Origin of the sequence: Rathayibacter sp. AY1C2 (genome assembly GCF_002931195.1) — a bacterium.
Taxonomy (GTDB): domain Bacteria; phylum Actinomycetota; class Actinomycetes; order Actinomycetales; family Microbacteriaceae; genus Rathayibacter.
On sequence record NZ_PSWG01000020.1, the window covers coordinates 1 to 17,778 of the forward strand.

Below are 17,778 nucleotides of genomic sequence, written 5' to 3' on the forward strand. Positions count from 1 at the left end.
GCGCGGAGGGGCGCGGGGCGGCGGGTACGGTGAGGGCGTGGGAGCGGAGCGGACACGGCAGCGGATCCTCGAGGCGGCGACGGAGGAGTTCGCGGCGCACGGGCTGGCGGGAGCGCGGGTCGACCGCATCGCGGCACGGTCGGGGATGAGCAAGCCGATGCTGTACTCGCACCGGCCGACGGCGCGCGAGGCCGTCGCCGCCGTCGTCCGAGTCAGCGCGGAGGGGTACTCCGCGCCCGGCACTCCTGCCGGCTGCTTCGTGCTGAGCGAGCCGCGGCTCGAGGCCCGTCGCCGCGAGATGGAGGCGCTCGTCGCCGCACGAGTCGAGCGCGGGATCGAGGAGGGCGACGTGCCGCCGGAGACGGACGCCGGATCCGTCGCCGCCTTCGTCGTCGCCGTGCTCAGCGGGATGTCGACGCAGGCCCGCGACGGAGCACCGGCGGACCGCATCGCGGTCATCGGCGAGCTCGCACTCGGCGCGCTGCCGGCGGCCACGGGCGTGCGAGCCGCAGGGCGCACGCCGGGAGCTCCCGGATGAGACTGCGTCGGCCGCGTCTCGGCCTCCTCGCCCTGGTCGTCGCGGGGCTGCTGCTGATCCAGCCCGCCGCGGCCTCGGCGGCACCGCTGCTCCCTCCCGCGAACGGCGTCCTCGACTACCAGCTGGGAGGCGCCTACGCTCCGGCGTCGAGCGTCACCATCGTCGACCGCGACCGCACGGACGCGCCCGCCGCCGGCCGCTACAGCATCTGCTACGTGAACGCCTTCCAGACCCAGCCCGGCGAGAGCGCCGCCTTCGCGAAGCGGCACCCCGAGCTCCTGGTGAGGCGAGCGGACGGGAAGCCCCTCGCCGATCCGGGCTGGCCGGACGAGTACCTCTTCGACGTCTCGACCGCCGCGAAGCGGACCGCTCTGCTCGCGATCGTCGGCGCCTGGATCGACGGCTGCGCCGAGGACGGCTTCGACGCCGTCGAGGCCGACAATCTGGACAGCTACACCCGCTCGGGCGGGAGGCTGACGAAGTCGCAGGCGCTGGCGTTCGCCACCCTCCTGACGGCGCGCGCTCACCGCTCCGGCCTGGCGATCGGCCAGAAGAACGGAGCCGACCTCGCCGCTGCCGGGAAGAGGACGGTCGGCTTCGACTTCGCCGTCGTCGAGGAGTGCCAGGTCTACGACGAGTGCGCGGCGTACACGGACGTCTACGGGCGCCAGGTCTACGAGATCGAGTACACCGACAACGGCCGGTCCGCCTACTCCGAGGCCTGCGCCGCGCAGGGCCGGAGCATCTCGGTCACCCTCCGCGACCGCGACGTCGTCCCCCGTGGCGCACCGGGCTACGTGAACCGGCACTGCTGACGCCGGGCGGACGCTACCGCAGGGCTCCCAGCACGACGGCCGCGGCGCGGGCGACCAGCGCGTCGTCGTAGTCCGCCTCGGGGTCGTTGCGCGTCGAGAGGATCGACAGCACGACCGCGTCCCGCCCGGGAGGCGTCACCACGGCGACGTCGTTGCGGATCCCGCCGGCGCCCCCGGACTTGTCCGCGACGCTCCAGCCGGCCGGAGCGCCCGCCCGGACGAGAGTGTCGCCGGTCGCGTTGCCGCTCATCCAGTCGAGCAGGAGTGCCCGGTCCTCCGCGGACAGCACGTCACCTGTGGCGACCGCGGCGAGGTCCGCCGTGAACGCGGCCGGGGTGGTGGTGTCCTCGGTGCTGCCGGGCTCGATCGTGTTCAGAGCGGGCTCCTCGTTCACCACCTCGGTGGTGGTGTCGCCGAGAGCCTCGAGTCCACGGTCGAGGGCGGAGGGTCCGCCGAGGCGCCGGAGCACGAGATTCAGCGCTGTGTTGTCGCTCCGGCGGACGGCCGCCTCGGCGAGCTGCGACAGCGGCAGGCCGGTGGCGGTGGTCTTCTCCGTGACGGGGGAGTAGCCCGCCGCCTCGACGTCGGCGACGGTCCAGGTGACCACCTCGTCCCGCTCGGCGGCGGGGACGGTGCGCAGGAACTCCGCCGCGGCGAGGACTTTGAGGCTCGAGGCGAAGCCGAAGCGCTGGTCGGCCCGGTGATCGACCCGGCGACCCGAGCCGGTGTCGACGGCACTGACGCCGATCCGGGCGTCGAACTCGTTCTCGAGCGCGGCCAGCTCGGCGGAGACGTCGATCGGAGGAGGGGTGGCGGAGGGCGCCGACGACGGCACGGAGGCGGACGACGGCGGCGCGACCGGGGTGTCCGCCGTGGTGGTGCACCCTGCGAGGGCCAGGAGGAGGGCGGAACCCGCGAGTGCGCGGAGGGTCCGCGACGACCCTCTCGAACGGTTCACAGCGCGGAGTAGACGACGGAGAAGGCGACGGCGGCCGCCGCGGTGACGCCGAGCGCCGCGAGCGAGACGAGTGCCCGCGGCCTCCTCCGCACGACGGCCAGGACGAGGAAGCCCGCGCCCAGGACGATCTGGAGCCACCAGTACACCGGACTCGTGGTGTCGGCGACCGCGCCCAGCGCCCAGACGCCCTCGCCGATCAGCACGCCCGAGAGCGGCGCGACGGCCAGGACGCGCCACGTCCTCGAGCCGTGGAGAGTGAGCGCGGCGGCGGCGCCCAGGATCGGCCCGGCGGGGACGGCGAGCAGCCAGAAGACGTCCGTGAAGGGAGGCGAGTAGCCGGAGCCGCGCGCCGCGGTCACCAGGTCGTAGCCCTCGAGAAGCGCCCAGAAGCTCAGCAGGCCGAGCGCGGCCCCCGCTGCCGGTCGGGCGCCGCCGAGGCGCACGAGCGCGAACACGAGCATGGACCAGCCCCCGGAGGAGTTGGCGAACGAGCTCACCGACGGCGGGAGGGAGCCCTGCAGCAGGCTGGTGAGCCCGCCCAGGACGAGACCGCCGAGCAGGGCGACGAGCAGAGCACGCCGGAGAGGCGGGCCGGAGGCGGCAGGGGGCATGGGTCGATTCTCGGAGACGGCGGGCGGGTGCGGATCAGGGATGACCCTGATCTCGGGGTGCGGGTGGATCACAGGTCTCGGGGTGATCCGCGCCGCCCTGGTGCAGTTCTCCCCACCCCGGCTCGGCGGCTCCGGCGGCCGATACGATGGACCCCATGCCTCGGATCCGACAGTCAGATGTCGAGGAGGTCAAGGCGCGGGTGAACATCGGCGACGTGATCGGCGAGTACGTCACGCTGAAGTCGGCCGGCATCGGCTCGCTGAAGGGCCTCTGCCCCTTCCACGACGAGCGCAGCCCCAGCTTCCACGTCCGCCCGCAGGCCGGCTTCTACCACTGCTTCGGCTGCCAGGAGTCGGGCGACGTCTACAGCTTCGTCATGAAGATGGACCACAGCTCGTTCAGCGAGACCGTCGAGCGCCTCGCCGGGCGGATCGGCTTCCCGCTGCAGTACGAGGACGGCGACGGCCGCGCGCCCGAGACCGGCGGGCGAGCGCGCCTCCTCGCCGCGAACGACGCCGCGGAGGAGTACTTCCGCGAGCAGCTCGCGACCCCGGGCGCCGACGTCGGCCGGCGCTTCCTCGGCGAGCGGGGCTTCGACCGCGCCGCCGCCGACCGCTTCGGCATCGGCTTCGCGCCCGACGGCTGGGACGGTCTCACCACCGCGCTCAAGCGCCGCGGCTTCTCGGAGGAGGAGCTGACCACGGCCGGCCTGGTCAGCAGCAACAACCGCGGCGGCGTCTACGACCGCTTCCGAGGCCGCCTCGTCTGGCCGATCCGCGACGTGACCGGCCAGACCGTCGGCTTCGGCGCCCGCCGCCTCCTCGAGGAGGACAAGGGCCCCAAGTACCTCAACACCCCCGAGACGCCCGTCTACCACAAGTCCCAGGTGCTCTACGGGCTCGACCTCGCCAAGCGGGACATCTCCCGCGGGCACCGGGTGGTCGTCGTCGAGGGCTACACGGACGTCATGGCCTGCCACCTCGCCGGCGTCACCACCGCGGTCGCCACCTGCGGCACCTCCTTCGGCGTCGACCACATCAAGGTGCTGCGCCGGGTGCTGGGCGACGACAGCGGCGTCGGCGAGGTCGTCTTCACCTTCGACCCCGACGCGGCGGGCCAGAAGGCGGCGATGCGCGCGTTCCAGGAGGAGCACCGCTTCGCCGCGCAGACCTTCGTCGCCGTCGCGCCCGAGGGCCTGGACCCCTGCGACCTCCGCCTGAACCGCGGAGACGACGCCGTCCGCCGCCTCATCGACGACAAGAAGCCGATGTTCGAGTTCGTGATCCGGCAGCTGCTGGACCGCTACGACCTCGAGACGGTCGAGGGCCGGATCGCGGCCCTGCGCGCGGCCGCCCCGGTCGTCGCCGAGATCCGCGACCCGGCGCTGCGGCCCGGCTACTCCCGGGAGCTCGCCCGGATGCTCGGCCTGGACATGGCCGAGGTCAACTCCGCCGTGCGCTCCGCCGGATCCCGGCCCCGCTCCTCCGGACCCGAGGGCCGCGACCAGCAGGGCGGGCGGGGCGGCGGCGAATCGTCCGCGGCCGAGGCGCCCCTCGGCGCGCGCATCGCCGACCTCCCCGTCGACGTCGTCACGCGCATCGAGCGCGAGGCGCTGATGGCGATGCTCCAGCTTCCGCAGGCGATGGGTCCGGAGCTCCTGGCCCGGGCGGCGCACGCGGCGGTCACCAACGAGACCCTCCGCGTGGTCCGCGACGCCGTGGTCGCGAACCTCGAGCGGGCGGAGGACCGCGACTGGGTCGAGCACGTCGCCGACGACGTCCCCGGCCCCTTCGCCTCGCTGGTGCGCCAGCTCGCGGTGGCGCCGATCCCGGCCGCCGACGAGGAGGGGCTCGCCCGCTACTCCCGCGACGTGGCGATCTCGCTCATCGAGCGCGACCTGCTCCGCGAGATCGCCGAGCTGCGCGGGGCGCTCCAGCGCGCGTCCGCCGATCCGGTGATGGCGCGCGCGGTGCAGGTGCGACTGGTCGAGCTCGAGCGCGAGAAGCGGGCGCTGCGCTCGGAGTGAGCGTGTTGCGGTCGTGTGAAGAAATCGGCCGCACGCCCGTGCCGGTTCGGAGAGCGCTTCCAACTGTGTTACCTATGAGGAACAGCAATGCGGGCGTCCAGTGTCGTGACGCCACAGCCCACAGGAGATCTGTGTGCCGAGAGTCCGCGCGCCCGGAGCGCGCCCGCATCCCATCCTTGACAGGAAGAGGCAGACGGAGATGAATTCCGCATCCACTCGCGGCACCCGTGCACTGGCCGCCGCCGCAGGCTTCGCCGCGGTCGCGCTCGTGCTGACGGGCTGCGCCGCCGGCGGGAACGACTCGTCCGGCGGCAGCGCCGGAGGGGCCCTGACCATCGGCACCACCGACAAGATCACGACGCTCGACCCCGCGGGCTCCTACGACAACGGCTCGTTCGCCGTGATGAACCAGGTGTTCCCGTTCCTGATGAACACCCCCTACGGCAGCCCGGACGTCGAGCCCGACATCGCCGAGTCGGCGGAGTTCACCGCTCCCACGGAGTACACCGTGAAGCTGAAGGAGGGACTGAAGTGGGCCAACGGCCACGACCTCACCTCCTCCGACGTGAAGTTCTCCTTCGACCGCCAGGTCGGCATCGCGGCCGAGAACGGCCCCTCCTCGCTCCTGGCGAACCTCGACAGCGTCGCGGCTCCGGACGACACGACCGTGGTCTTCACGCTGAAGTCCGAGAACGACCAGACCTTCCCGCAGATCCTCTCGAGCCCCGCCGGCCCGATCGTGGACGAGGAGGTCTTCTCGGCCGACGAGCTGACCGCGGACGCCGACATCGTCTCGGGCGACGCCTTCGCCGGCCAGTACACGATCGCGAACTACGACGTGAACAACCTCATCCAGTACAAGGCGTACCCGGACTACCAGGGCGTTCTCGGCGAGGCGAAGACGGACACCGTCAACGTCAAGTACTACGCGGACTCGTCCAACCTCAAGCTGGACATCCAGGAGGGGAACATCGACGTCGCGTTCCGCAGCCTCTCGGCGACGGACATCGACGACCTCCGCGGCAACGACACGGTCAAGGTCGTGGACGGCCCCGGCGGCGAGATCCGCTACATCGTCTTCAACTTCGACACCCAGCCCTTCGGCGCGACCACCGGTGAGGCCGACAGCGCCAAGGCCCTCGCCGTGCGCCAGGCCGTCGCCGACCTGATCGACCGCGACGAGATCGCCGACCAGGTCTACAAGGGCACCTACACCCCCCTCTACTCCTACGTCCCCGCCGGCCTGACCGGCGCGGTCGAGCCGCTCAAGTCGCTCTACGGCGACGGCAACGGCGCGCCCGACGCCGACAAGGCGAAGGCGACCCTCGAGGCCGCCGGCGTCACCGCTCCGGTCACCCTGAACCTGCAGTACTCGAACGACCACTACGGTCCGTCCTCGGGCGACGAGTACGCGCTGATCAAGGACCAGCTGGAGTCGACCGGCCTCTTCACCGTGAACCTGCAGACCACGGAGTGGGTGCAGTACTCGAAGGACCGCTCGAGCGACGTCTACCCGGCGTACCAGCTCGGCTGGTTCCCCGACTACTCCGACGCCGACAACTACCTCTCGCCGTTCTTCATCAAGGAGAACTTCCTCGCCAACCACTTCGACGACGCCGAGGTGCAGAGCCTGATCGCGCAGCAGGTCTCGACCACCGACGCCGACGCGCGCACCGCGCTGATCGAGCAGATCCAGGAGAAGGTCGCGGCGCAGCTCTCGACCGTCCCCTACCTGCAGGGCTCGCAGGTCGCGGTCGTCGGCAGCACCGTGAGCGGAGCCGAGGACACCCTCGACGCCTCGTTCAAGTTCCGCTACGCGGCACTCAGCAAGGGCTGATCCACCCCCCTCGCGGCCGGCGCCTCCCCGACAGGAGGCGCCGGCCGTTCTCCACGAAAGGCATCACGTGACGACAGCCACGACGGCTGCGGCGACGGCGCCCACCCGGCGACCGCGCGGCTCCGGGGGCGGACTCGGGCGCTACCTGCTCGTCCGCTTCCTGCTCATCATCCCCACCGTCTTCATCCTCGTGACGCTGGTGTTCCTCCTCATGCGCTCCACGGGCGACCCGATCACGGCGGCCCTCGGCGGCCGCCTGACCGCGGACCAGCTCGCCGAGCGCGTAGCCGCCGCCGGCTACGACCGGCCGCTGATCGTGCAGTACCTCGAGTACCTCGGCAAGCTGCTGACCGGCGACTTCGGCACCACTCTGAGCGACAACCGCCCCGTGACCGAGGTGCTCCTCACCTACGGCGCCGCGACGGTCGAGCTCGCCTTCTACGCCCTGATCGTGGCGTTCCTGGTCGGCATCCCGCTCGGGATGCTCGCCGCCTACCACCGCGACCGCACCCCCGACGCGGTGCTGCGCATCTTCGCGATCCTCTGCTACGCGACCCCGGTGTTCTTCGCGGGCCTGCTGCTGAAGCTGGTGTTCTCCGTCTGGCTGAAGTGGTTCCCCGTCGCCGGGCGCGCCTCGACGAGCACCGAGCTCTCGCTCCAGTTCCTCGAGAACAAGACCGGAATCTACCTGATCGACGCGATCCAGACCGGCGACCCGGCCGCGATCTCGGACGTGCTCTCGCACGCGGTGCTCCCCGCCGTCGCACTGGGACTGCTCACCGCGGGCATCTTCCTGCGCCTGGTGCGCACCAACGTGATCGGCACGCTCGGCACCGACTACGTGGACGCGGCGCGCTCGCGCGGCGTCAGCGAGTTCCGGCTCGTCCGCACCCACGCCTACCGGCCGGCGCTCATCCCGATCATCACTGTGATCGGCCTGCAGATCGCCCTGCTGCTCGGCGGCGCCGTCCTCACCGAGACCACCTTCGAGTGGAAGGGCCTCGGCTTCCAGCTCGCCGAGTACCTCCAGGCCCGCGACTTCGTGGCCGTGCAGGGCATCGTCGCCCTGCTCGCCGTCATCGTGGCGCTGACCAACTTCATCGTCGACGTCATCGCGGCGCTCATCGACCCGCGAGTGAGGTACTGAGCATGAGCACCACCTCCCCGGCGCGTCCGCGCCGCCGCCTCGTCGACCGCCTGCCGGTCGTCCACCAGCTCCGGCAGAGCGTCGGCCTCCAGCGGGGGATGCTCGTCACCGGCCTGATCATCACCGGCGCGTTCCTGCTGGTGGCCCTGTTCGCGCCCCTGATCGCGCCCTACGGCTACTCGCAGCTGCGCTCGGGCGGCGAGTCGTTCGGCGCGCAGGAGCCGCCGAGCGCGGAGCATCTGCTCGGCACCACCGTGGGCGGCTACGACGTCCTCTCGCGAGTGATCTGGGGAGCGCAGACCGCGTTCCTCGTGATCGTCGTCGCCGTGGTCCTGTCGATCTTCCTCGGCGTCTTCCTCGGCCTCGTCTCCGGCTACCTCGGCGGCTGGCTCGACCGCGTGCTCGTCGTGATCTGCGACGCGATCTACGCGTTCCCGACCCTGCTGCTGGCGATCGTGATGTCGATCGTCATCTCCGGCGGGCAGTCGAACCTCTGGGCCGGCATCTTCGCCGCGGCGGTCTCGATCACCGTGGTCTACATCCCGCAGTACTTCCGCGTGATCCGGGCCGAGACAGTGCGGATCAAGGGCGACGCCTTCGTCGAGTCGGCGAAGGTCATCGGAGCGTCGACGCCGCGGATCATGTTCCGCCACGTCCTGCGGAACGCGACGCGCACGCTGCCGCTGATCTTCACGCTGAACTCCTCCGAGGCGATCCTGACCCTCGCGGGCCTGGGCTTCCTCGGCTTCGGCATCGAGCCGACGTCGGCCGCGGAGTGGGGCTACGACCTCAACAAGGCGCTGTCGGACGTCACGAGCGGCATCTGGTGGACCTCGGTCTTCCCGGGCCTGGCGATCGTGCTCGTGGTGCTGGGCATCACCCTCGTGGGCGAGAGCCTGAACGACCTCGCCGACCCGCGCCTGCGCGGTCGGCGCGCGGTGGCCGCCGGTGCCGGCGACGTCGCCGCGACGTCCGTCGTGCCGGGCGGCGTCCTCGCCGCCGACGGCCTGGAGACGCCGGGGCACGACCCCGTCGCCGGAGTGGAGGAGACGCGATGAGCGACCAGCGCATCGTCCGGGACGCCTCAGCGCGTCCGATCGTGGACATCACCGACCTCGAGGTCGCCTTCGCGAGCGACCGCGGCGCCGTCCGCGCCGTCGCCGGGGTGAGCCTGCGCGTCGAGCGCGGCGAGGTCCTGGCGATCGTCGGAGAGTCCGGCAGCGGCAAGACCGTGACCGCGAAGACCATCCTCGGCCTCCTGCCCGAGACGGCCACCGCCTCCGGAGTGGTCCTGCTCTCGAAGAAGGACGGCAGCGCGGCGACCGACGTCGTCTCCGTGCCGAAGGCCCGCCTCCGGGAGCTGCGCGGCACCGACGTCGCCATGGTCTTCCAGGAGCCGGGAACCGCCCTCAACCCGGTCTTCACGGTGGGCTGGCAGATCGCGGAGGGACTGCGCGCCCACGGCTCCGTCTCGAAGAAGGAGGCGCGCAAGCGCGCGATCGACGTCCTCCGCACCGTCGGCATCCCGGAGCCGGAGAAGCGGGTCGACTACTACCCGCACCAGTTCTCGGGCGGCCAGAAGCAGCGCGTCGTCATCGCGATGGCCCTGGTCCTGGATCCCGGCCTGATCGTCGCGGACGAGCCGACCACGGCTCTCGACGTGACCGTGCAGGCCGAGATCCTCGACCTGCTCCGCCGGTGCCGCGACGAGTTCGGCACCTCGATCGTGCTGATCACCCACAACATGGGCGTCGTCGCCGATCTGGCCGACCGCGTCGCCGTGATGTACCAGGGCGAGCTGGTCGAGGAGGCGACGGTCTCCGAGCTGTTCTCGGCGCCGAAGGCCGAGTACACGAGGAAGCTGCTCGCCGCCGTCCCGCACGTGGGCCAGGGCGTCGAGCGCGCCCGCGTCCGCGCCGTCGAGCGCGCCGAGGCCCCCGAGGCCGAGACGCTCGTCGCCGCCGAGGGCCTGCGGATCCAGTACCCCGGCCGGCTCGGCCGTCCCGGCTTCGTCGCGGTCGACGGCGTCTCGCTGCGCATCCGCGCGGGCGAGGTGCTCGGCCTTGTCGGCGAGAGCGGCTCGGGCAAGACCACCATCGGGCGCGCCATCGCGGGCCTGACGCCGGTGACCGGCGGGTCGCTGAAGGTCCTCGGCAAGGAGATGCGCGGCATCCGCGAGCGCGCCTTCCGGCCGGTTCGCGGCGACATCGGCTTCGTGTTCCAGGACCCGGCGTCGAGCTTCAACCCGCTGCTCACCATCGCGGAGTGCGTGGCCGAGCCGCTGATCGTGCACGGGCGGGCCGGCGACGCCGCCGGGGCGCGCTCGCGCGTCGACGAGCTCCTGGAGGCGGTGCAGCTGCCGCGCTCCTACGGCGACCGCTACCCGCACGAGCTCTCCGGCGGCCAGCGCCAGCGCGCCAGCCTCGCCCGGGCCCTCGCCCTCGAGCCGAAGCTGCTGATCGCCGACGAGCCGACCTCGGCGCTCGACGTGTCGGTGCAGGCCCGCGTGCTCGAGCTGTTCGCCGAGCTGCAGCGCGAGTTCGGCTTCGCCTCCCTGTTCATCAGCCACGACCTCGCCGTGGTCGACCTGCTCGCCGACCGCATCGCGGTGCTCTACCGCGGCGAGCTGGTCGAGGAGGGGACGGGGGCGGAGGTGCTCGCTGCGCCGAAGCACCCCTACACGCAGCGCCTGCTCGCCTCCCTGCCCGTGCCCGACCCGGTCGAGCAGGCCTCGAGGCGCGAGCTCCTGCGCAGCATCGTCGAGGCGGAGCGCCGGGCGTGAGCCGGACCGCCGAGGATCAGGCCCCCATCGTCGTCGACGACCTCAGCGTCGAGTACCCGCCGCGCGGCATCAGCCGCCGGTGGACGGCACTGCGGGGAGTGAGCCTCCGCGTGGAGCCGGGGGAGGTGCTCGGGATCCTCGGCGGCAGCGGCTCGGGCAAGTCCACGCTCGCGCGCGTGCTCGGCGGCGACGGCCTGGGGCACGACGGCGGCCGCACGCGTCCGGTGATCATCGGAGGGGACGCGACGGTCGCGGGGCACCGCCTCCGCTCGCTCCCCGCCCGCGAGCTCAAGCGCTTCACCGTCGACGTCGCGCATCTCGCGCAGGACGCGGGAGCGACCCTCCGCCCCGAGCTGACCGTCTCGGAGCTGATCGCCGAGCCGATCTTCCTCCGCGACCGCCACTACGACCCGAAGGCCGCGGCGGTGCGGGTGGCGACGCTGCTCGACTCCGTGCACTTGCCGCTGTTCCTGCTCGACCGCTACCCCTACGAGCTCTCCAGCGGCCAGCGCCAGCGCGTGGCCGTGGCCCGCTCGCTCGTGCTCGGGCCGAAGGTGCTGATCGCCGACGAGCCGACCTCGGGCATCGACGCGACGGTGCGCGAGTCGATCGTCGACCTCCTCGCCGACCTGCGGCGCCGGGAGGGATTCGCGGCCGTCGTGGTCAGCCACGACATCGACGTGCTGAGCCGGGCGACCGACCGGATCGCCGTGCTCGTCGGCGGCGAGGTCGTCGCGTACGGGCCGCTGCTGGACGTGCTGATCGAGGCCCGGCACCCCTACGTGCGCGAGCTCGGAGCGGCCTTCGCCGAGTACGAGCGCTTCGACGCCTCCCGAGCGCAGCGCGTCGAGGCGGCCGACCAGTGACCGTCCCGCGCGTCGCGGTGCTCCCGCGGCCGAAGCCGGTGTTCGCCGAGGCGGTCGAGTCGGGCGGGGGAGTGGTCGTCGGACTCGACGGGAGTCCGGATGCGCTGCTCTGGCTGTCCTACGGCCGCACGGACGAGCTGGCCGCTGTGCTGGAGGAGCACCCGTCGATCCGCTGGGTGCAGCTGCCCTGGGCCGGCGTAGACGTCTTCGCGCCCGTGCTCGCCGCGTCTCGCGCGGACGTCGTCTGGACCAGCGCCAAGGGCGCCTACGCGGAGCCGGTGGCCGAGCACGCGCTCGCGCTGGTGCTCGCCCTCCTGCGCTCGCTGCCGGAGCGGGCGCGCGCCGTGTCGTGGGGGCCGAAGAAGGCGGTCACGCTGCACCGCGCCTCCGTGGTGATCGTCGGAGCAGGAGGGATCGCTCGCGAGCTCCTGCGGCTGCTCGCCGTCTTCGACTGCCGGGTGACGATCGTCCGCCGCGGAGACGAGCCGGTGGAGGGCGCCGCCCGCACCCTGCCGGCGTCGCGGCTCGCCGAGGCCGCGGCGGACGCCGACGTGCTGGTCCTGGCCGCCGCCGCCACCGCGGGCACGGAGCGGATGGTCGACGCGGGTCTGCTCGCGCGGCTCCCCGCCCACGCCGTGCTCGTCAACGTCGCCCGGGGGAGCCTCGTCGACACGGACGCGCTCGTCGCGGCCCTCGCCGAAGGCCGTCTCGCGGGCGCCGCGCTCGACGTGACGGACCCCGAGCCGCTGCCGGACGGGCATCCGCTCTGGAGCGAGCCCCGGTGCCTGATCACGCCCCACAGCGCGGACACCCCCGAGATCACCGCGCCGCTCCTGGCCGAGCGCGTGCGCGCCAACGTGGCCGCCTGTGCCGCCGGCGGGCCGTTCGTCGGCCGCGTCGACCCGGGCTCCGGCTACTGAGTGCGCGCCCGATTTTGCGTTCGCGGAGAGTTTGCTAAAGTAGTACCGTACTGATCGCCTCCGGGTGGTCGGATGATCCTCGATAGCTCAATTGGCAGAGCAATCGGCTGTTAACCGGTAGGTTCTTGGTTCGAGTCCAAGTCGGGGAGCGAAGGGTCCGGGACTCCACTCTCGGGCCCTTTTTTCGTGCCCGCGAGCGGTCGCCCTCGAGGGCCCACCCGCTCGGACCGACGATCGGAGGGGCGATGCGCGAGGACGTGCTCGCTCTCCTGCGCCGCCGCCCCGACGTCGAGGCGCCGGATCTCGTCGCCGTCGACGCCAGCGACCGCCTGCTGCTCGACCTCGCCGCCGATCGCGGCCGCCTCGCCGTGATCGGGGACGCCTACGGGGCACTGAGCCTCGGCCTCGCCGCCGACGGCCGTGCCGTACGCGTCATGCAGGACTCGATCACCGCCGAGCGCGCTCTCGCGCAGAACCTCGAGACGGTGCGGGGGTCGGGCGTCGATCTCGCGCCGATCGAGATCGTCGACTCCGTCGCGGAGGCCGTCCGCGACGCCGACGCGGTGCTCCTGCGCCTGCCGCGCTCGCTCGACGCGCTGGCCGCCGTCGCGGCCGGGACCGCACTCGCGAACCCGGCGGCGACCCTGATCGGCGCCGGCCGCATCAAGCACATGACCCGCACGATGAACGACGTGCTCGCCGTGCGCTACGAGCGGATCGACGTCTCCCTCGCCCGGCAGAAGTCGCGCGCCCTGCTCGCGAGCGGCGCGCTCCCCGACCAGCCGCCCGCGCCAGGGCCCGAGCGGCGCCGTCTGGACGAGCTCGACCTCGAGGTCGTCGCACTGCCGGGAGCCTTCGCAGGTGCACGACTGGACCTCGGCACCCGCGCCCTCCTCGCCGCCCTCGATCTCGACTCCCTCCCCGCGGGCACCGCACTCGACCTCGGCTGCGGAACCGGCGTGCTCGCCGCCGTGGTGGCCCGGGCCCGCCCCGACCTCGCCGTGATCGCGACGGACACCTCGCGTGCCGCGGTCGAGTCCGCCCGGGCGACCGCGGCGGCCAATGGGCTGGCCGTCCGCGTCCTCCGCGACGACAACGCCTCGACTCTGGAGGCGTCCTCCGTCGACGTCGTGCTCTGCAATCCGCCGTTCCACTCCGACGGAGCCGTCACCGACCTCGTCGCCCGGCGCATGCTGCGCGCGGCCGGCCGCGTGCTGCGCCCCGGAGGCGTGCTGTGGACGGTCTTCAACTCCCACCTCGCGCATCCGGCCGAGCTGCGCCGTGCGGTCGGGCCGACCACGGTGGTGGCGCGCGACCGCCGCTTCACCGTCACCCGCTCCGTTCGCTCCGACGGCTGAGTACGGCTCCGCAACCCCCTCCGCGGCCTCAGGTCCGCTGTCCGCGGCGCGGGTACGATCTCTCTCCGGCGCTCCTGTGCCGAACCCGTCCCGTCCCCCCGGAGGCCGTCGTGCTCGAAGTCGTCCTCGTCCTCGCCCTGATCGCCCTGGTCGCGGTCGTCGTGCTGTGGCGCCGCGCCGTCGGCGCCGAGCGCCGTGCCGCCGAGAGCCGTGCGGAGGAGGCGGCGCGCGTCGTCCGCCTCGAGCTGGCGGTCGGCGAGCAGGAGGCGAGGCTCCGCATCGTCGGCGAGCTCGAGCAGCTCGCGGTCCGCAGCGCCGCGCACGTCGTCGAGGAGGCCGAGAGCGTCAGGCTCACGATCGACCGCGACCCCGCCGCAGCCGCGCGGTCGGCGCAGCGTGCCGTGCGGGCGGCCGAGGCCTCGCTGGCGCAGCTGCGCCGCATCGCGACCGTCGCCTCCGTCGATCCGGGGGAGCTGCCGCGCACCGGCGGCTCCGTCCCCCTGATCGAGGGCGCCCGCGAGCGAGGCCTGAGCGTCCGCGAGGAGTCGTTCGGCGAGCCGTTCCCGCTGCAGGACGGCGCCGAGGTGGCTGTGCTCCGGGTGCTCGAGTACGCCTTCGACTCGGCGCTGGAGACCGGCGGCGCGGGGACCGAGGTCCGCATCAGCTCCCGATGGACGACCACGGGCCTCCGGGTGGAGGTCGACGACGACCGCGAGCAGCACGGCGCGGCGGAGCAGGACGCCAGCGCTCTCGAGGCGGATCTGCGCTCGCTCACCGAGCGCATCGACAGCCCCGCGCTCGCCGAGCTGCGCGAGCGGGCCGCCCTCTTCGGCGGCGACGTGACCGAGAAGCGGACGCCCGGCGTCGGCCGGAGCGTCACCGCCTCGTTCCCCGCGATCCGCCACCACAACGGCGTGCACGGGGTCGACCTGGCCTGAGTCAGTCCTCGAGGTGCTCCACGCCGGGCAGCCACGAGACGCCGGGGCCGCCCCAGCCGCGCTTGCGGGTGATCTTCGCGACCGGCTTGTGGTAGTCGTGCTCGAGGCGGTCGATGTAGAGCACGCCGTCGAGGTGGTCGAACTCGTGCTGGAACACGCGGGCGAACCAGCCGTCCGCGACGATCTCGAACGGCTCCTGCTCGAGGTCGACCGCGCGGAGGATCGCGCGCTCGGAGCGGCGGAGCGGGAAGCGCTCGCCGGGGAAGGAGAGGCACCCCTCCGACTCCGTGTCCTCGTCCGCCTCGCCGAGCGGGGTCGGCGTGACGAACAGCTCGGGGTTGATCGCGACGCCGCGGCGGGGGGTGCCGTCGTCGTCGGCGTAGTCGTAGACGAACAGTCGCAGCGGGACGCCGACCTGCGGGCCGGCGAGGCCGACTCCGGGGGCTATGTCCATCGTCTCGAACATGTCGGCGACGAGGGTGCGCAGCGCATCGTCGAACTCGGTGACGGGGGCGGCGGGGGAGTGGAGGACGGGGTCGCCGGCGATGCGGATGGGGAGGACGGCCATGGGGGACAGGGTACCGCGGGGCCGTCGACCGGGTCCGCGAGGATCATCCGCTGGGCTCAGCCCCTCACCCGTGCGTCGGAGGACTCCCGGAGGCGTTCTGGGTAGGGTCGACCCCATGCCCGCCGATCTCGCCGAACTCCTCAACGACCCGGCGAAGTTCATCGGCATCCCGATCGCTCTCGTGGGCGCGGTGTTCCTCTCCCTCGGCGCGCAGTTCCAGCACCGGGGAGTGGCGAAGGTGGAGCGGTTCTCGAAGCGCTCCGGCTCCTCCGGGCTCAGCGGCGGCCAGCTGGTCGCGCTGCTCTCGCGCCCCTCGTGGGTGATCGGCACCCTGCTCCTGGGTCTCGCGATCGTCTTCCAGCTGACGAGCCTCGGCTTCTCCCCGCTCATCGTGGTGCAGCCGCTCGGAGCGGTGGCGCTCGTGATCACCGCGGTCGTCAACGCGCGGGTCAGCCGGGTGCGCTTGAACGCGGCGTCGATCCGGGCGATCGTGCTCTGCGTCGGAGGCGTCGGCACGTTCGTCCTCGTGGCGGCGTTCAACGCAGTCGACAAGTCCATCCAGACGCCCGAGCTCATCACGATCCTCGTGATCCTCGCCGTGGTGCTCACGGTCTTCGTCGTCGCCTTCCGCGTCTTCCGCCGCGGAGCGAAGGCGATCTTCTACATCGTGGGCGCCGGAGTGGTCTACGGCTTCGTCGCGACTCTCGCGAAGGTCGTGCTCAACCGCATCAAGTACGGCGAGTTCGACCCGCTGACGGTGGTCTGCATCGTGGCGCTCCTGGCCGCGACCGCGCTCGGCGGGTACTTCGTGCAGAACGCCTACTCCTCCGGCCCGCCGGACCTCGTCGTCGCGGGCCTCACCGTCATCGACCCGCTGGTCGCCGTCGCGATCGGCATCGTCGTGCTCGGGGAGGCGCAGTACGCGGCCCCGTGGGCGATCCCGCTCTTCATCGCGGCCGGTGCCGTCGCCATCTACGGCGTCTTCCTCCTCGCCAAGCACCACCCGCAGGCGCGCTGACGGCGCGGGATCCCGAGTGGTGAGGACTCCTCTGCCTACAATGGGTCCGCGCCGAGAGCCACGAAACCGACCGACCTCCGCCGATCGCTCCCTTCTCTCCCCGAGCGGCACGACACCGATAGGACCTCCCGTGTCAGATCCCCGCGACGCGTCCCGACCGGGATCGCCCGACTCCCGACCGCTGACGGTCGTGATCGGCTGCGACACCTTCGCTCCCGACGTGAACGGAGCCGCGAAGTTCGCCGAGCGCCTCGCCGCCGGTCTCGCGCAGCGCGGCCACGAGGTCCACGTCGTCGCCCCTTCGGCCGACGGCTGGAGCGGCACCCGGGTCGAGACGCACGAGGGCCAGCGGATCATCGTGCACCGGCTCTACAGCTGGCGCTGGTACCCGCACGACTGGCTGCGCTTCGCGATGCCGTGGCGCATCCGGCAGAACAGCGCGCGCATCCTCGACGAGGTGAAGCCCGACGTCGTGCACTTCCAGTCGCACATCATCGTCGGCCGCGGCCTCGGGATCGAGGCGGCCAAGCGCGGCATCCGCATCGTCGGCACGAACCACTTCATGCCCGAGAACATGCTCGAGTTCACCCTCCTGCCGAAGGCCGTGCAGGCCAAGGCCGTGGCGATGGCGTGGCGGGCCGCGCGCCGCACCTTCGGCCGGGCGGAGGCGGTCACCACGCCGACCCGCAAGGCCGCGCAGTTCCTCGAGAAGTACACGGGCCTCCGGGGCGTCCACGCCATCTCCTGCGGCATCGACGCCGACAACTACACGCCCGACTTCGCGGCCCGCGCCGGCGACTCGATCCTCTTCGTCGGCCGCGTGACCGGCGAGAAGCACATCGACGTCCTGCTCCGCGCCGTCGCCCTGCTCGACCCGGCGCTCGACGCGAAGCTCGAGATCGTCGGCGGCGGCGACCAGATGCGCAACCTCCAGCAGCTCGCCGCGACCCTCGGCATCGCCGACCGCGTCCGCTTCACGGGCTACGTCTCGGACGCCGAGCTCAAGGAGGCGTACACCCGCGCCACCGTGTTCGCCATGCCGTCCATCGCCGAGCTGCAGAGCATCGCGACGATGGAGGCGATGGCCTCGGCCCTCCCCGTCGTCGCCGCCGACGCGATGGCCCTCCCGCACCTCGTCCACGACGGCGAGAACGGCTACCTCTTCGCGCCGGGCAGCGCCGAGGCCCTCGCCGACCGCCTCACCGCCGTGCTCACGGCCGACCAAGAGGACCTCGAGGCGATGAAGCGCGCCTCCCTCCAAATCGTCGCCGCGCACGACATCAACCGCACGATCAGCACCTTCGAGAGCCTGTATCGTGGGGAGCCGGTGGCCGATCCGGCCTCCGACGCAGCGTCCGCACCCGCCGCCACCTGACGGCCGCTCGGACGGCCGCC

The 17,778-nt window shown here is 72.5% G+C and carries 16 protein-coding genes and 1 tRNA gene; 14 read left to right on the forward strand and 3 right to left on the reverse strand.

The window, feature by feature from the left end:
- Positions 1 to 37 precede the first annotated feature (37 nt).
- Both C5C55_RS16885 and C5C55_RS12895 read left to right on the forward strand, forming a co-directional pair.
- Positions 38 to 538, forward strand: a complete 501-nt coding sequence (locus C5C55_RS16885; RefSeq protein ID WP_104226690.1) for a TetR family transcriptional regulator — start codon at positions 38 to 40, stop codon at positions 536 to 538.
- Positions 535 to 1,353, forward strand: a complete 819-nt coding sequence (locus C5C55_RS12895) for an endo alpha-1,4 polygalactosaminidase (protein WP_104234183.1) — start codon at positions 535 to 537, stop codon at positions 1,351 to 1,353. The genes C5C55_RS16885 and C5C55_RS12895 overlap by 4 nt, the downstream gene beginning before the upstream one ends.
- Positions 1,354 to 1,366: 13 nt before the next feature.
- On the opposite strand, the gene bla is transcribed toward C5C55_RS12895, so the two are convergent.
- Positions 1,367 to 2,311, reverse strand: coding sequence for a class A beta-lactamase (bla, locus tag C5C55_RS12900; protein WP_104234184.1), 945 nt, complete (start codon positions 2,309 to 2,311; stop codon positions 1,367 to 1,369).
- Complete coding sequence (locus C5C55_RS12905) at positions 2,308 to 2,922, reverse strand: DUF6518 family protein (protein ID WP_181067855.1); 615 nt, start codon at positions 2,920 to 2,922, stop codon at positions 2,308 to 2,310. Before C5C55_RS12905 ends, bla begins: the two co-directional genes overlap by 4 nt.
- A 155-nt stretch (positions 2,923 to 3,077) precedes the next feature.
- On the opposite strand from C5C55_RS12905, the gene dnaG reads away from it, so the two are divergent.
- The 10 genes from dnaG (at position 3,078) to C5C55_RS12955 (ending at position 14,797) form a co-directional block, all read left to right on the forward strand.
- Entirely contained in the window at positions 3,078 to 4,949 is a 1,872-nt protein-coding gene (dnaG, locus tag C5C55_RS12910) for a DNA primase (protein WP_104234185.1), read from the forward strand.
- 199 nt (positions 4,950 to 5,148) lie between these two features.
- A complete protein-coding gene (locus C5C55_RS12915) occupies positions 5,149 to 6,786 on the forward strand; it encodes an ABC transporter substrate-binding protein (protein WP_104223443.1) in 1,638 nt (545 codons plus the stop codon).
- A 67-nt stretch (positions 6,787 to 6,853) separates the two neighbouring features.
- Positions 6,854 to 7,933, forward strand: a complete 1,080-nt coding sequence (locus tag C5C55_RS12920) for an ABC transporter permease (protein ID WP_104223444.1) — start codon at positions 6,854 to 6,856, stop codon at positions 7,931 to 7,933.
- A gap of 2 nt (positions 7,934 to 7,935) precedes the next feature.
- Complete coding sequence (locus tag C5C55_RS12925) at positions 7,936 to 8,991, forward strand: ABC transporter permease (RefSeq protein ID WP_104226685.1); 1,056 nt, start codon at positions 7,936 to 7,938, stop codon at positions 8,989 to 8,991.
- Entirely contained in the window at positions 8,988 to 10,715 is a 1,728-nt protein-coding gene (locus tag C5C55_RS12930) for an ABC transporter ATP-binding protein (protein WP_104226684.1), read from the forward strand. Before C5C55_RS12925 ends, C5C55_RS12930 begins: the two co-directional genes overlap by 4 nt.
- The gene (locus C5C55_RS12935) at positions 10,712 to 11,581 is read left to right on the forward strand and encodes an ATP-binding cassette domain-containing protein (RefSeq protein WP_258072556.1); all 870 of its coding nucleotides are present in this window, start codon (positions 10,712 to 10,714) and stop codon (positions 11,579 to 11,581) included. Before C5C55_RS12930 ends, C5C55_RS12935 begins: the two co-directional genes overlap by 4 nt.
- Positions 11,578 to 12,501 carry an NAD(P)-dependent oxidoreductase gene (locus tag C5C55_RS12940; protein ID WP_258069488.1) on the forward strand — a complete coding sequence of 308 codons (924 nt, stop codon included), beginning with the start codon at positions 11,578 to 11,580 and terminating at the stop codon, positions 12,499 to 12,501. Before C5C55_RS12935 ends, C5C55_RS12940 begins: the two co-directional genes overlap by 4 nt.
- 76 nt (positions 12,502 to 12,577) lie before the next feature.
- Positions 12,578 to 12,650 (forward strand) — tRNA-Asn (locus C5C55_RS12945).
- Positions 12,651 to 12,746: 96 nt separating this feature from the next.
- Positions 12,747 to 13,859, forward strand: a complete 1,113-nt coding sequence (locus C5C55_RS12950) for a class I SAM-dependent methyltransferase (RefSeq protein WP_104234186.1) — start codon at positions 12,747 to 12,749, stop codon at positions 13,857 to 13,859.
- Between the two features lie 110 nt (positions 13,860 to 13,969).
- Positions 13,970 to 14,797, forward strand: coding sequence for a hypothetical protein (locus tag C5C55_RS12955; protein ID WP_104223449.1), 828 nt, complete (start codon positions 13,970 to 13,972; stop codon positions 14,795 to 14,797).
- A 1-nt stretch (position 14,798) separates the two neighbouring features.
- Here the strand turns inward: C5C55_RS12955 and def are convergent, their stop codons facing one another.
- Positions 14,799 to 15,365 carry a peptide deformylase gene (gene def / locus C5C55_RS12960; RefSeq protein WP_104234187.1) on the reverse strand — a complete coding sequence of 189 codons (567 nt, stop codon included), beginning with the start codon at positions 15,363 to 15,365 and terminating at the stop codon, positions 14,799 to 14,801.
- Between the two features lie 115 nt (positions 15,366 to 15,480).
- Between def and C5C55_RS12965 the strand changes: the two genes are divergently transcribed.
- Both C5C55_RS12965 and C5C55_RS12970 read left to right on the forward strand, forming a co-directional pair.
- Positions 15,481 to 16,383, forward strand: coding sequence for a DMT family transporter (locus tag C5C55_RS12965; protein WP_104234188.1), 903 nt, complete (start codon positions 15,481 to 15,483; stop codon positions 16,381 to 16,383).
- A 130-nt stretch (positions 16,384 to 16,513) separates the two neighbouring features.
- Complete coding sequence (locus tag C5C55_RS12970) at positions 16,514 to 17,758, forward strand: glycosyltransferase (protein ID WP_258065199.1); 1,245 nt, start codon at positions 16,514 to 16,516, stop codon at positions 17,756 to 17,758.
- Positions 17,759 to 17,778 lie beyond the last annotated feature (20 nt).